This window comes from Fictibacillus nanhaiensis, from assembly GCF_036213205.1.
Taxonomy (GTDB): Bacteria; Bacillota; Bacilli; order Bacillales; family Fictibacillaceae; genus Fictibacillus; species Fictibacillus nanhaiensis_E.
Genome location: NZ_JARMFC010000001.1, coordinates 475199 through 488986, shown reverse-complemented (window position 1 = coordinate 488986; position 13788 = coordinate 475199). Strand labels below are relative to the sequence as shown.

Genomic DNA, 13788 nt, shown 5'->3' with positions numbered 1-13788 from the left:
CTCCAATCAACTTGTCAATGAAGAGGAAACACACCTTTTAAATCAGACTTAATTAAAATAAATAATTAAAATGTATTCAAACTAACGTACAACTTTTGGAGGGAATATTAGATGAAATTACGTGAACAAATGCCTGAACTTGATGGTGCTACAACTTGGTTGAACGAAAAAGTAACGAAAGAAGAATTGGTTGGAGAAAAAGCAACCTTAATCCACTTCTGGTCTGTAAGCTGCGGCTTGTGTAAAGAAGCAATGCCTGATGTTAACGAACTAAGAGATGAGTACGAAGATGACCTAAACGTGGTTGCTGTTCACATGCCTCGTTCAGAGAATGATTTAGACATGAGCGTTATCGAACAGATGGCCATCGGGCATGACATCACACAGCCGATCTATGTAGACAGCGAGCATAAGCTAACGGATGCTTTTGAGAACAAATATGTACCTGCGTACTATGTGTTTGATAAAGAAGGAAAGCTTCGTCACTTCCAAGCCGGTGGAAGCGGAATGGACATGCTTCGCAAGAGATTGAACCGTGTGTTAAACGAAGAAACAAAATAAGGAGATGATACGATGAATACCATTCAAGAAGTATTGAACCGTCAAGTAGCGAACTGGAATGTATTGTTTGTAAAACTACACAACTATCACTGGTATGTAAAAGGCCCTCACTTTTTCACACTTCATGAAAAGTTTGAAGAGCTTTATAACGAAGCAGCAACAAATATTGACGAATTAGCTGAGCGACTGCTCGTCCTAAAAGGAACACCGGTTGCAACGATGAAAGAATATTTAGAGTTGGCGACAATAGAAGAAGCAAAAACAAACGAATCAGCAGAAGATATGGTTCAAAACGTTATTAGCGATTTTGAACTACTGATCGCTGAGATTAAAGAAGGCATGGAAGTAACCGAGCGTGAAGGTGATGAAGTAACGCACGACATGTTATTATCCGTTCGAGAAAGCCTTGCCAAACATAATTGGATGCTTCGAGCGTTCGTGAGCTAATTCTTAAAAGAGTGACTTCGGTCGCTCTTTTTTTGTGCACTAATTATATTTCTAAAAATTATAATTATTCTGCAATTTTAACGAAGCTTATGCTAAACTCTAAGAATAGACTAAATTATTCCAAAAGGAGGAAAAACATGAAAAAGGGGATTGCTTTATTTTTCGTAATAATTCTTGCATTTTCACTAGCAGCTTGTGGTCAGAAGATCGAGACTCCATCTGAAAAGAAAGAATCTGGTGACAAAAGCGCTGCATTAAATCTTGATCAAATTAGTATTGTAACAGGCGGTACAGGTGGTACATATTATCCACTAGGTGGAGAGATGGCGAAGATTGTGAAAGATGAGTTGGATGTTGAAGCGAACTCTCAGGCTTCAGGTGCATCTGTTGAGAACATGCAGTTGCTTCAAGATGGCGATGCTGATGTAGCGTTCACACAAACAGATATCGCTAGCTATGCAGTAGAAGGCAAGGAGATGTTTAAAGAAAAAGTAGATCAAGTAACAGGAATCGGGACATTATATCCTGAAACAATCCAAATCGTTACATTAAAAGATAGCGGGATTAAGAGTGTTGAAGATTTAAAAGGCAAGAAGGTTTCAGTTGGGGCACCAGGTAGTGGAACGTTTGCGAATGCTGAACAAATTTTAAAGATTCATGGTATGACAATGGAAGACATTGATGCCCAGCATCTATCGTTCGATGAGTCTACGGAAGGTATTCAAGATAAGAACATCCAAGCGGCTTTTATTACAGCAGGTACACCTACTGGAGCTGTGGATGCATTATCCGCAACGAAACCTGTAACGATCGTACCGATTTCAGATGACAAGATCAAAGAACTGATCGAAGCCCATCCGTATTATATTGAAGATACCGTTAAAAGCGGAACATACAAGATTGAAGCAGATGTAAAAACGGTAGCCGTTCTTTCTATGCTTACGGTACGTAAAGATATGGAAGACGATGCTGTGTATGCGATCACAAAGGCAATCTTTGAGAACACGGATAAGATCAGTCATGCAAAAGGGGAGCTTATCTCTGCTGAGAACGCTGTAGAAGGTATGGGAATCGAGTTCCATCCAGGAGCTAAAAAGTATTTTGAAGAAAAAGGAATCTTAAAATAAGAGGTGTCGAGCATGGACTAAAAGATTATTTTTTAGTCCATGTATTCTTATGAAGAAAATTTTTATTAGCATACTGATCTTAGTGTCTTTAGCGATTGCTTCAATGGTGCCATTTTTTACATCAGTCGTTATTGAAGAGGGCAAGACAGGTAAATCTTTAGCTTTCTTTGATGTAAAGCAGGATAGTGAATTCAGTATTGAATACATACACTCGATTCATAAAACACCAGTTCGCGAAATCTATCAAGTTCATCATGAAAAGATCAGGCAAACGGAGATGAGGTTTCAGGAATTTGGAGTGGGCATGCCATCAGGTGCAGCTGAAGGGGAAGTTTTTACACAAAAGGGTGAGAACTATGTTTTAACCAACATGAAAAGAACGTTTCCTTCATTAGATATTCGAATCGGACAAATTATCGCTAATCATACACTTCTTCTTAACGATAATGAATATCCTTTTTCTGCATTTAGTGAAAAGGGGTCTTGGGTCCGGATAAAAGTAGTGAAGTTGAACGTATGGCAAAGGTTGATAGGAGGGAAAAAACTTGGATAACAACAATCAAAACGAGCGTGAACAAATTTCAGATCAAGCTGTACAAGAACTTATGGAAAAGTATGATCCGGAAGCAGGATTTCGGAAATTAAAAGGTGTTCTTTATTGGATCACACTTATCGGTCTTATTTCCTTTTCATTATTCCAGCTCTATACTGCCATTTTTGGCGTATTGCCAGCACAACTGCAAAGAACAATTCACCTAGGCTTTGCACTTACGTTGATCTTTTTGCTCTTTCCGGCTTCTAGGAAGAAAAAAGAAGGTAAGCCTCTTTTTCAAGTAGCTTGGTATGACATGATCTTGGCTGTTCTATCGATAGCGGTAGGATCGTATTGGTACATATTTATGGATGACCTTGTTATGAGGGTAGGAAGATTAACGACTCAAGATTTCTTAATAGGTGTACTCGCGATCATACTCGTTTTAGAAGCAACAAGAAGGGTCGTTGGGCTGCCTATCACCATTATTGCAGGTTTATTCTTGCTGTACGCGTATATGGGACCTTATATGCCAGGTTTCCTTGAACATAAAGGTTTGACGATTGAACGGATCGTAAGGACGATGTTCTTTACTACAGAAGGTATTTTAGGAACGCCGCTCGCGGTTTCATCCACATATATCTTTTTGTTTCTTTTATTTGGAGCTTTTCTCGTTAAAACGGGAGTGGGGGAATATTTCAATGATCTATCTATCGTCATTGCAGGGAGACGGGTCGGCGGACCTGCGAAGGTAGCGATTTTCTCTAGTGCTCTTCAAGGAACGATCAGTGGAAGCTCGGTGGCTAACGTTGTAACTTCTGGTGCTTTTACGATTCCGATGATGAAACGATTAGGTTATGATAAAAACTTTGCAGGAGCAGTAGAGGCAGCTTCTTCAACTGGTGGTCAGATCATGCCTCCTGTCATGGGTGCCGCAGCTTTTCTGATGGTTGAATTTATTGGTGGTGGTATTACGTATTGGGATATCGCCAAAGCGGCTGCTATTCCTGCTGTCCTTTATTTTGCAGGGATTTGGATTATGACACACTTTGAAGCAAAACGCATCGGTCTTAGAGGATTAACCCGTGAAGAGATGCCAGAAACTAAAAGAGTAATTAAACAAGTGTATCTGTTGATTCCGATCGTTGTGGTTATTGTTCTTCTTATGACTGGCATGAGTGTTACGAAAGCCGCACTTTGGTCAATCGTGAGTGCGATTGCGGTAGGCATGCTCAATAAGCAAACACGCATGGGGCCGAAGCTCTTTATTGAAGCTCTAGCCGATGGGGCGAGAACGGCTCTTGGTGTTGCTGCAGCTACAGCGGCGGCAGGTATGATCGTAGGGGTTGTCACTGTAACAGGTGTAGGTCTTAAGATGGCGAACGGTCTTCTAGAATTATCAGGTGGGTATTTGATTCCAACCTTAATCTTAACGATGATCGCCTCACTTGTACTTGGAATGGGATCACCGACGACTGCGAACTATGTGATAACATCAACGATCGCGGCACCAGCGATTTTATTGTTTGGTGTTCCTGATCTGTCAGCTCATATGTTTGTTTTTTACTTTGGAATTATCGCAGATATCACTCCACCGGTTGCGCTCGCGGCGTTTGCAGCGGCAGGGGTTTCAGGTGGTGAACCGATACGTACCGGAATTTTATCATCGAAACTTGCCATCGCCGCGTTTATCATTCCATATATTTTCGTAATCTCACCACAGCTCATGTTGATTGATACAACATGGATAGAAGCGATTTGGGTGATCTCGACGGCATTTGTAGGAATGATTGCGATTGGAGCAGGGATGATAGGGTATTGGATGCGTGCTCTTTCATGGTTAGAAAGAATAGGAGCGGTTGTGATTGGATTCTTGCTAATCTATCCAGAAGGTATGTTCAGTGCGATCGGGCTTGCAGCGTTCGCATTAATGCTTGGAAGTCAGTATTGGCTTTTGAAAAAGGATAATACTCAAGCGCCATCTTCACCAGCGCTTTAAATGAAGATTAGCTCAGAGGCAATTAGCTTCTGAGCTTTTTTATGTCTCTAAAGTTTAAAATTTTCAATGTGGGTAAAAGATTGTAAGGTTATACATCTCGGATTTATGATACAATCAGTAAGTATGCATTTTTGTAGGATACGGATTGAATATATGTATGTAAGCTGATTGTAGAAAGACGGTCAGTTATATATTAAAAGGAGAGATATCCAAATGATTACGGTAACTAACGTTGGTCTTCGCTACGGCGACCGCAAGCTGTTTGAAGACGTTAATATAAAGTTTACACCAGGAAACTGCTACGGCTTGATTGGTGCGAACGGTGCGGGTAAATCTACATTCTTAAAAATTCTTTCTGGTGAGATCGAAGCACAAACAGGTGACGTTCACATGACTCCAGGCGAACGTCTAGCTGTATTGAAGCAGAACCACTTTGAATATGAAGAGCAAGAGGTTATGCAGACGGTTATTATGGGTCACGCTCGTCTGTATGAAGTGATGCAAGAGAAAGACGCGATCTATATGAAAGCTGATTTCTCAGACGAAGACGGAATTCGTGCGGCTGAACTTGAAGGTGAGTTTGCCGAACTTAACGGTTGGGAAGCTGAATCAGAAGCAGCGATTCTACTGAAAGGTCTTGGTATTAAAGAAGATCTTCACACGAAGAAACTAGCTGAACTAACTGGTTCTGAAAAAGTAAAAGTATTACTTGCGCAAGCTCTTTTTGGTAAGCCAGATGTTCTTCTTCTGGATGAGCCGACGAACAACTTGGATCTTCAAGCGATTCAATGGCTAGAAGATTTTTTGATTAATTTTGAGAACACAGTCATTGTTGTATCCCATGACCGTCACTTCTTAAACAAAGTATGTACGCACATGGCTGACCTTGATTTTGGGAAGATCCAAATCTATGTGGGTAACTATGATTTCTGGTACGAGTCTTCTCAATTAGCGCTTCGTATGGCACAAGATCAAAACAAGAAAAAAGAAGAAAAGATCAAAGAACTTCAAGCTTTCGTTGCGCGATTTAGTGCGAACGCATCTAAATCAAAACAAGCGACTTCACGTAAGAAGTTATTAGATAAAATCTCTTTAGATGATATCCGACCTTCTTCTCGTAAATATCCGTATGTTAACTTCGGCATCAACCGTGAGATCGGAAATGATCTTCTTCGTGTTGAAGGTCTAACAAAAACAATCGACGGCGTAAAAGTACTTGATAACGTGAGCTTTATCATGAACAAAGACGACAAGATTGCTTTTGTAGGTAAAGAAGAGATTGCCATCACGACTCTATTTAAAATTTTAATGGGTGAGATGGAAGCGGACAGTGGAACATACAAATGGGGTGTAACAACGTCTCAAGCGTATTTCCCTCGCGATAACTCAAAGTACTTTGAAGGCAGCGAGCAGACTCTTGTTGATTGGCTGCGTCAATATTCTCCTGAAGATCAAACAGAAAGCTTCCTACGTGGATTCTTAGGACGTATGCTCTTCTCAGGTGAAGAAGTAATGAAGAAGCCGTCTGTATTATCTGGAGGAGAGAAAGTTCGTTGTATGCTTTCTAAGATGATGCTAAGCGGATCAAACGTATTGATCATGGATGACCCTACGAACCACTTGGATCTAGAGTCCATCACGGCGTTGAACAATGGATTGATCGGCTATAAAGGTTCATTGATGTTCACATCACATGACCATCAGTTCGTTGAAACGATCGCGAACCGTATCATCGAGATCACGCCTAAAGGAATCCTTGATAAGCAAATGTCTTATGATGAGTATCTAGCGAATGACGAATTGAAGAAGCAACGTCAATTGATGTATCAATAAAACAACGAAGGAGTGTTAAGTCTGATTGTAGATTTAGCACTCCTTTTTTGTTGTTCTGTTGCTCTTGAATGAGGTTAATCTTCGTTTCAGGTGCTTCGCTTTTCGGGTGGCGTGCGGTGAGCTACCTCCACACTTTGCGCAAATAGTTGTCTCACCTGTCACGCGGATCCCGAAGGAGTCTCACAATTGTCAACGATGCTGATTGATGAGTCGTCTAGACATCAAGTAATATCTATATGTGAAAGTGGGGCAATAATCATGGATTCATTTACTGAGAAAGTTATTAAAGTCATCAAAAGCATACCGAGCGGCTACGTCATGTCTTACGGACAGATTGCGCGTGTAGCAGGCAATCCACGAAGTGCTAGACAGGTCGTCCGCATCCTTCACTCTATGAGTAAAAAATATAACCTGCCCTGGCATCGTGTAATCAATGCAAAAGGAGAAATCGGCATTCAAGATGAAGAAATGTTTTTTACACAAAAGTCACGATTAGAAAGTGAAGGCGTTAAATTTAAAGGGAAAAATAGAATAGACATCGAAGCATACAGATATTTGGCAGATTGCGAGTATGATATTTAATAACGAATCGCAGGGAGACATGAAGTATGCAGATTAAACAAAATTCAGTAATAAAAGTAGCAAAGTTAAAGGATAAAGAGACCATTCATAATCTTATGCAGTTTTATTTTTATGATTTCTCGGAGTTTATTGATCTTCAAGTGAGCGATAATGGAGTTTTTGGTCAGTATGCATATTTAGATAACTATTGGCAAGAAAGTCGTCGCTTTCCTTATTTGATCGAAAAGGAAGGGAAACTAGCAGGATTTGTATTGGTAAGTGAGGTACAAGAAGGGAGCAATCAACACTGGTCGATCTCTGAATTTTTTATTATGAAAAAGTTTAGGCTTGCTGGTTTAGGCAAACTTGCCGCTCATGAGATATTTGAAAAACATAAAGGCAATTGGGAAGTTTCTCAAATAGAACCGAACAAACCTGCTCAAACTTTTTGGAGAAAAGTGATAGGTGAATATATCAACGAACAATATGAAGAACGGAACGAAGAGGGACGAGTTATCCAATCATTTTGTAATTAAATAATAGCTAGAATGACATGCGATTCTAAAAAAAGAATCGCTTTTTTTATTGTTATAAATGATAGAAAGTTTGACTTTTTTTTAATAGGGCAAAATAGGGTAGGAGCTACTTGTATTTTTTAGAGTTCCAAATAACTGTTGTTTTTACTTCTGAGGGGACGTACACATGTTTAGATTAAAACTATTGGATAATTATTTAAAGAAATATACAAGAATGTCTGAGAGGGAACTTTCACATACCGTACAATCAAATATGTGGTTTACACCTGTGCTTTATATGATGTTTTCTGCTTTACTTGTGACTGCAACTTTAACGACAGATCTTAAGTACGATTTGGGAAATCAAATGCGCCCTTTTTTTGCTGTAGATTATGACCTTACAAGAAATCTTGTAGGCACTCTTACCGCTGCAACCCTAACTCTGACTACCTTTACCTTTAACTTGATTCTTGTAGTGTTTACAACGTTTTCTGGTCAGTTTTCACCTCGTATGCTAAAAAACTTTATTGCTAGTAAGTCCACACAGCGAGTGCTAGGTATATTTACCTCAAGCTTTATTTATATGTTGTTAAGTTTTTTATTCTTGAATAAAAGAATGGCAGAATATTATTTTGCTGTTCCTTTGGCAGCGGCTATTATTGCTGCATTTTCAATGGGAACGTTCATCTTTTTTATTAATCACGCTGTCGCTTGGCTTCAAGTGAATCAGATGACCTATGATATGAAGAACGAAGCGTTATCTATTGTGAAAAGTACGTTAGAGGACGAAGTAGATCCTTATAAAGTAAATGATTTAACGACAGTGAACAGTGAGATATGTGAAAAGAAAGGTAATTTGATTAAAGCTCGTAAATCCGGTTTTATTCAACTTGTGGATTTTATCTCAATCATGAAAGAAGCAGAGCGCGATGATATTGTCATACGATTGGAGTATGCGATCGGAAGTTATGTGTATACTACAACTCCCTTTTTAACGTATTGGAAAAAAGGTGAGAATGAAGTGGATGAACAAAAATATTTGTCTCTTATAAGTATTGGGAGAAGGCAAACAGAAGTACAAGATATCGAATTTAGTATCAATAAACTTGTTGAAGTTGCAATTAGATCTCTCGGCAATAATGATCCAAAAACAGCGACTAACGCCATTTATCAGTTAGGCGAAGTCCTTACAACAATTTCACGTGGATCGATATTTTCGAAGTATTTGGTGGACAAAGAAAATAATCTTCGCGTTGTTTTACAAGATAGAGACTTTAGCCATTATTTATATAATGCTTTTGGATACATTCGACACTATGCGAAAGACAATATATTGGTTTGTACAGAAATCTTAAAGGTCTTGGATTTAATGGCAAAATCTCTTAATGCGCGTGATTACAATGCAGTATGGGAGTTCGGTCTGTTAACCGCGAGCGGACTAGAAAACCATTTCTTATTTCAATTAGATTATCAGCAATTTCACCGTGCACTTCAAAACTTGGCAATGACGACCAAACATGAAAAAGAGTATGACGAGTTCTTGTTGAAAAGTAGACATCCCAAAATTGAGCCTATTAAATAGAATGAGAAAAGCCCGGTGTAAAACCGAGCTTTTTCACATGCAGTATAATGATTTTTTAACGTCAGTAACGGAATGGAACGGCTCGTCAAGCTGAAGCATTTTTCTAAGGACGGATCTAAAAGTGTGTGAGATATCTAATTCCTCTTCCCAGCTTAACTCTTTTTGTGATTGAGGCGTGTAGGAAGAGTATAGAAGAAAGAGTGCAAAATGACCGAGAGCAAACAGGTCGCTTTCCACTTTCACAGCACGCATCCGAAGCTTCTCAGGATGATCATGTGAATCCTCGGTTTCTTTGTCTGATAAATGACAGGCAAGTCCAAAATCAATCACGATCAGTTTGTTATCACGTTGGATGATATTTGGAATACGAAGGTCACGGTGTATGATTCCATTCTTGTGAAAGCGTTCTGTAATGCTTAAAAGCTCTAGCAATATGTCAATTGTTTGTTTTTCGTTATAAGTTTGATTGTCACGAAAAATTAGATCTTCGAATGTTTCTCCCTTAATCCACTCCATAGCAATAAAGTGACCTTGATTGTTTTGAAAGGCATTCAATAGCTTAGGAACAGGATGGTGATGCAGCGTTTCTAAAATCTGAGCCTCTCTTTGAAAGGAGAGAAGGCCTGCTGTGGTCTTCGCTTTTGTGTTCCTAAGCTGTTTTAATACGATAATCTCTTCAGTTAGCGTATCAAGTGCTAAATAAGTTATGCCATAACTCCCCATACCGAGGACTTTTTGAATCTGATATCGCTGTTCATGAACATGTTGTCCAGCTTTAAGAGGTCTATCGAATAACGCCCGCTGCAGGCATTTCCAAAATTCAGTTATCATATTGTATTTATTTTAGAGTAGATCAGGAGCTGAAGAAGCTGCTTCTCTTTTTCTTCTTATAATGCTTGTGTCCATATCCACCATAATGCTTCTTGCTAAAATCACTGCTGCTGTATTTCTTGTAGCTTTTCTTATATTTGTAGTCTGAACTGCTATACCTTTTATGGCTGCTATGTCCTAATAGTGATTTTAAAATTTTCTTTAACATGAAAATCATCTCCTTTAAAGATCCTTGTTAATCATATTCGTCCTTTTCAAGCATTATCCTACTGTACGTACTTTTAAACAGAAAGTTTCAAAGATAAGGGGTCTGACCCCAAACAATTTATTTCCCGCAACAATTTCCTTGTTTTTATCTAAGGAGTTTTGTTAAATTTAGAGAGGTATATTAGAACGTTTACAATAGTTATGTTTTTTTGAGGTGTTCAAGGAGAGGGGTTCTTCGTTTCATGTTGGAGTATATTGTTGCAGCTTTATTGCCTTTTGGTCTACAGCTGCTTTTTAATAGAGTGTTGTTTACTAAATACCTACCTTTAGGGATTACTGTTGTTATTTTAATTTTTGGTTTTGATGGGTTGAATCAACCGTTGCCTCTCCAAGTCGTAGCCATAATTTCTACGTTCATCGGCTTTTTAGTGGGACTTAAAATTTATAACAAACAAAAAAGAAAAGTAAGTTAAAAAAGACGTCACCTTTACGAGGTAGACGTCTTTCTTTTCGTATGAATGATCGTTTCTTTTAAGAAAAGCACGAGCATCGAAAACACATATAGCGTAATGATGCCAAGCCCAGCTTTATCAAGATGAAAGAGCTTCAGTACTACTGAGCTTAAGATTGTGATGTATAGAGCTCCTAAATATTTTTGGATCTGTTCACTAGAATAGATGGTTGTAAGCTTTGCTCCTAGTTGAGTCCCAACCAACGCTCCTAAAATAAGCAGGAGGCCAAGTTTATAATCAATCTGTACGCTCGATGCGTACGTTAAGAAACCAGCACTTACAATGAGAAATACACTGACTAAGCTTGTCCCAACCGCTTTCCTAGAAGGAAACTTCATTAAAGAAATGAGCATAGGGACCATTACGAATCCTCCCCCAACTCCTAAAGTCGTAGAAATGAATCCTCCTGTAAATCCAATAAATATTGCTTTCGGCCATGAGAAGTAGATCTCAGTAGTGCTTTGCGCTGTCTTCTTGCGTTTTGTTTGCTTATAAAGCAGGGAAAGAGCAAAGTAGGCAAGAAGAACAATATAAAATATAGGAATGATCGTATCGTCATAATTCTTCTTCTCTAACCAAACGACAAGTGGATGAGCGATTTGTGTTGCTCCAATCCCTACAATTCCAAGAACAGCAGCAGTTTTCCATATAATATTCTTAAATCTCAGGTGTGCTGCAACTCCAGAAACACTCGTTCCGATTGAGTACATAAGACTCGTCCCAATCGCTGATAGAGGCGGGATGCCGAACAAGATTAAAACGGGTGTAAGAATAAAGCCGCCGCCAATGCCGAAAATGCCTGAAAAGATACCGATGCATAAACCTAGCAGTATATAAAAAAACTCCATAGTAAAACTCCTTTAAGGGGACACACCTTCTACAATTTTTCCAAAAACCTTGGTAATGCTAGCGGGAAATGGGGTCTGACCCCACACAATTTATTTCCCAACTTGCGCCTACCTGTAAGTATAACACTTTACTTTCTTTCCAGAAACTTCTGCGAATATTTGTTCGTAATTATTAGGTTTTTGGATAGGGGCTGTGCTATAATTTGAGTAACCAGAATTTAGGAACGGAGGTTCGGTTTTGTGAGTCAAAGTCGATTGTTCGAAATCAAATCAAACTATCAGCCTCAAGGGGATCAGCCCGCAGCGATCCAACATCTTGTGAACAATATAAACGCAGGAAAGAAGAGTATGACCCTGCTTGGTGCGACCGGGACAGGTAAGACGTTTACGGTATCCAACGTTATTCAGGAAGTAAACAAACCGACTCTTGTTATTGCTCATAACAAAACATTAGCCGGACAACTTTACAGTGAGTTGAAAGAATTTTTCCCTAACAACGCAGTTGAATATTTTGTATCGTATTACGATTATTATCAGCCAGAAGCATACATCGCACATTCTGATACGTATATCGAAAAAGATGCAAGTATTAATGATGAGATCGATAAACTTCGTCACTCGGCTACTTCATCACTTTTTGAACGAAATGACGTTATTATTGTAGCCAGTGTTTCGTGTATATATGGCCTAGGTTCTCCTGAGGAATATAAAGACATGGTGATTTCCTTAAGAGAAGGAATGGAGAAAGACCGAGATCAACTTTTACGTGATCTCGTAGATGTTCAATACAACCGAAATGATATTAACTTTACTCGTGGTACGTTTCGAGTTAGAGGAGATGTCGTGGAAATCTTCCCAGCCTCACGAGACGAACATTGTCTTCGTGTGGAGTTTTTTGGTGATGAGATCGACCGAATTACAGAAGTGGACGCACTAACAGGTGAAATTCTTGGTGAACGTAACCACGTTGCCATTTTCCCTGCTTCCCACTTCGTAACACGTGAAGAGAAAATGAAGGTAGCGATCAAGCGCATTGAAGCTGAACTCGAAGATCGCCTGAAAGAGTTGAACGAAGCTGGCAAACTACTAGAAGCGCAGCGTCTCGAACAGCGTACAAGATATGACTTAGAGATGATGGCGGAAATGGGTTTTTGCTCAGGGATCGAGAACTATTCTGTTCACCTGACTTTAAGACCCCTAGGATCGACGCCTTACACGCTTCTAGACTATTTTCCGGATGACTCATTGATTGTTATCGACGAGTCTCATGTTACTCTTCCGCAGATTCGTGGAATGTTTAATGGAGACCAGGCGAGAAAAGGGGTTCTTGTCGATCACGGCTTTCGACTGCCTTCCGCAAAAGATAACCGCCCTTTAACATTTGAAGAATTTGAACGTTACACAAAATTTCAGCATATATACGTATCGGCAACACCAGGTCCGTATGAGCTTGAACACGCGCCTGATCCGGTTGAGCAGATTATTCGTCCTACAGGGCTACTTGATCCTACACTTGAAGTCCGTCCAATTAAAGGGCAGATCGATGACCTACTCGGGGAGATCAATGATAGGATTGCAAAAAATGAGAGAGTCCTCGTTACTACATTAACCAAAAAGATGTCCGAGGATCTTACCGATTATTTTGTGGAGCTTGGTATAAAAGTTCGTTACCTGCATTCAGAGATTAAGACGTTAGAACGGATACAGATCATACGTGATCTTCGTCTTGGAGTGTTTGATGTACTAGTCGGAATTAACTTGCTCAGAGAAGGACTGGATATACCTGAAGTATCTCTCGTTGCCATTTTAGATGCAGATAAAGAAGGCTTTTTACGTTCAGAACGTTCGCTCATCCAAACGATCGGTCGTGCGGCTCGTAACTCAAATGGTCACGTTATTATGTATGGTGATAAAATTACAAAATCCATGCAGATCGCGATTGATGAGACGCAGCGCAGACGTCAGAAACAGATGGAACACAATGAAAAGCATGGAATCACACCGACTACGATCAGAAAAGAAGTGCGTGACGTGATTCGAGCAACACAAGCTGCCGAAGATACAGAAACGTATACAAGTTCAAAAGCTCCTAAGCAAAAGATGAGCAAGAAAGATCGCGAAGCGTTTATCGAGCGTATGGAAAAAGAGATGAAGGATGCTGCAAAGAACCTTCAGTTCGAGCGTGCAGCAGAGCTTCGTGACCTCATTCTTGAGTTAAAAGCGGAAGGATGAT

At 39.6% G+C, this 13788-nt stretch carries 14 protein-coding genes; 11 read left to right on the top strand and 3 right to left on the bottom strand.

The genetic code is table 11. From position 1 onward, the window contains the following. The first annotated feature begins 111 nt into the window (after nucleotides 1–111). The 9 genes from P4V41_RS02455 to P4V41_RS02415 all read left to right on the top strand — a co-directional run bounded on the left by P4V41_RS02455 (nucleotide 112) and on the right by P4V41_RS02415 (nucleotide 9157). Nucleotides 112–561 (top strand): TlpA disulfide reductase family protein, encoded by a 450-nt coding sequence (locus P4V41_RS02455; protein ID WP_328083257.1) that lies wholly within the window; start codon nucleotides 112–114, stop codon nucleotides 559–561. Nucleotides 562–573: 12 nt separating this feature from the next. Then, nucleotides 574–1008 carry a Dps family protein gene (locus P4V41_RS02450; RefSeq protein WP_328083256.1) on the top strand — a complete coding sequence of 145 codons (435 nt, stop codon included), beginning with the start codon at nucleotides 574–576 and terminating at the stop codon, nucleotides 1006–1008. Between the two features lie 137 nt (nucleotides 1009–1145). Beyond that, the gene (locus P4V41_RS02445; protein ID WP_328083255.1) at nucleotides 1146–2135 is read left to right on the top strand and encodes a TAXI family TRAP transporter solute-binding subunit; all 990 of its coding nucleotides are present in this window, start codon (nucleotides 1146–1148) and stop codon (nucleotides 2133–2135) included. Between the two features lie 49 nt (nucleotides 2136–2184). Beyond that, nucleotides 2185–2688, top strand: a complete 504-nt coding sequence (locus P4V41_RS02440; RefSeq protein ID WP_328083254.1) for a DUF1850 domain-containing protein — start codon at nucleotides 2185–2187, stop codon at nucleotides 2686–2688. A gap of 52 nt (nucleotides 2689–2740) precedes the next feature. After that, nucleotides 2741–4666: a TRAP transporter permease gene (locus P4V41_RS02435; RefSeq protein WP_328083463.1), complete on the top strand. Its 1926-nt coding sequence runs from the start codon at nucleotides 2741–2743 to the stop codon at nucleotides 4664–4666. 213 nt (nucleotides 4667–4879) lie between these two features. Beyond that, nucleotides 4880–6499: an ABC-F family ATP-binding cassette domain-containing protein gene (locus P4V41_RS02430; RefSeq protein ID WP_328083253.1), complete on the top strand. Its 1620-nt coding sequence runs from the start codon at nucleotides 4880–4882 to the stop codon at nucleotides 6497–6499. Between the two features lie 258 nt (nucleotides 6500–6757). Further along, nucleotides 6758–7081, top strand: coding sequence for an MGMT family protein (locus P4V41_RS02425; protein WP_328083252.1), 324 nt, complete (start codon nucleotides 6758–6760; stop codon nucleotides 7079–7081). 26 nt (nucleotides 7082–7107) lie between these two features. After that, on the top strand, nucleotides 7108–7596 hold the full coding sequence (locus tag P4V41_RS02420; protein ID WP_328083251.1) for a GNAT family N-acetyltransferase: 489 nt from the start codon (nucleotides 7108–7110) through the stop codon (nucleotides 7594–7596). Nucleotides 7597–7762: 166 nt separating this feature from the next. Beyond that, on the top strand, nucleotides 7763–9157 hold the full coding sequence (locus P4V41_RS02415) for a DUF2254 domain-containing protein (RefSeq protein ID WP_328083250.1): 1395 nt from the start codon (nucleotides 7763–7765) through the stop codon (nucleotides 9155–9157). A gap of 33 nt (nucleotides 9158–9190) precedes the next feature. Here P4V41_RS02415 and P4V41_RS02410 read toward each other — a convergent pair whose 3' ends face one another. Together P4V41_RS02410 and P4V41_RS02405 are read right to left on the bottom strand one after the other, a co-directional pair. Further along, nucleotides 9191–9988: a serine/threonine protein kinase gene (locus P4V41_RS02410; RefSeq protein WP_328083249.1), complete on the bottom strand. Its 798-nt coding sequence runs from the start codon at nucleotides 9986–9988 to the stop codon at nucleotides 9191–9193. A 22-nt stretch (nucleotides 9989–10010) separates the two neighbouring features. Continuing rightward, the gene (locus P4V41_RS02405) at nucleotides 10011–10196 is read right to left on the bottom strand and encodes a hypothetical protein (RefSeq protein ID WP_328083248.1); all 186 of its coding nucleotides are present in this window, start codon (nucleotides 10194–10196) and stop codon (nucleotides 10011–10013) included. Nucleotides 10197–10437: 241 nt separating this feature from the next. On the opposite strand from P4V41_RS02405, the gene P4V41_RS02400 reads away from it, so the two are divergent. Then, entirely contained in the window at nucleotides 10438–10668 is a 231-nt protein-coding gene (locus P4V41_RS02400) for a DUF2198 family protein (protein WP_328083247.1), read from the top strand. A 14-nt stretch (nucleotides 10669–10682) separates the two neighbouring features. Here P4V41_RS02400 and P4V41_RS02395 read toward each other — a convergent pair whose 3' ends face one another. After that, a complete protein-coding gene (locus P4V41_RS02395; protein WP_328083246.1) occupies nucleotides 10683–11555 on the bottom strand; it encodes a sulfite exporter TauE/SafE family protein in 873 nt (290 codons plus the stop codon). A gap of 240 nt (nucleotides 11556–11795) precedes the next feature. Between P4V41_RS02395 and uvrB the strand changes: the two genes are divergently transcribed. Next, nucleotides 11796–13787 (top strand): excinuclease ABC subunit UvrB, encoded by a 1992-nt coding sequence (gene uvrB, locus P4V41_RS02390; protein WP_328083245.1) that lies wholly within the window; start codon nucleotides 11796–11798, stop codon nucleotides 13785–13787. The last annotated feature ends 1 nt before the right edge of the window (nucleotide 13788 follow it).

Bases quoted from the DNA above. Each gene is read 5' to 3' on its own strand.
- P4V41_RS02405 (WP_328083248.1), bottom strand. From the start codon at position 10,196: ATGTTAAAGAAAATTTTAAAATCACTATTAGGACATAGCAGCCATAAA.
- P4V41_RS02415 (WP_328083250.1), top strand. From the start codon at position 7,763: ATGTTTAGATTAAAACTATTGGATAATTATTTAAAGAAATATACAAGA.
- P4V41_RS02395 (WP_328083246.1), bottom strand. From the start codon at position 11,555: ATGGAGTTTTTTTATATACTGCTAGGTTTATGCATCGGTATCTTTTCA.
- P4V41_RS02400 (WP_328083247.1), top strand. From the start codon at position 10,438: ATGTTGGAGTATATTGTTGCAGCTTTATTGCCTTTTGGTCTACAGCTG.
- P4V41_RS02430 (WP_328083253.1), top strand. From the start codon at position 4,880: ATGATTACGGTAACTAACGTTGGTCTTCGCTACGGCGACCGCAAGCTG.
- P4V41_RS02410 (WP_328083249.1), bottom strand. From the start codon at position 9,988: ATGATAACTGAATTTTGGAAATGCCTGCAGCGGGCGTTATTCGATAGA.
- P4V41_RS02420 (WP_328083251.1), top strand. From the start codon at position 7,108: ATGCAGATTAAACAAAATTCAGTAATAAAAGTAGCAAAGTTAAAGGAT.
- P4V41_RS02450 (WP_328083256.1), top strand. From the start codon at position 574: ATGAATACCATTCAAGAAGTATTGAACCGTCAAGTAGCGAACTGGAAT.
- P4V41_RS02425 (WP_328083252.1), top strand. From the start codon at position 6,758: ATGGATTCATTTACTGAGAAAGTTATTAAAGTCATCAAAAGCATACCG.
- P4V41_RS02445 (WP_328083255.1), top strand. From the start codon at position 1,146: ATGAAAAAGGGGATTGCTTTATTTTTCGTAATAATTCTTGCATTTTCA.
- P4V41_RS02455 (WP_328083257.1), top strand. From the start codon at position 112: ATGAAATTACGTGAACAAATGCCTGAACTTGATGGTGCTACAACTTGG.
- P4V41_RS02435 (WP_328083463.1), top strand. From the start codon at position 2,741: ATGGAAAAGTATGATCCGGAAGCAGGATTTCGGAAATTAAAAGGTGTT.
- P4V41_RS02440 (WP_328083254.1), top strand. From the start codon at position 2,185: ATGAAGAAAATTTTTATTAGCATACTGATCTTAGTGTCTTTAGCGATT.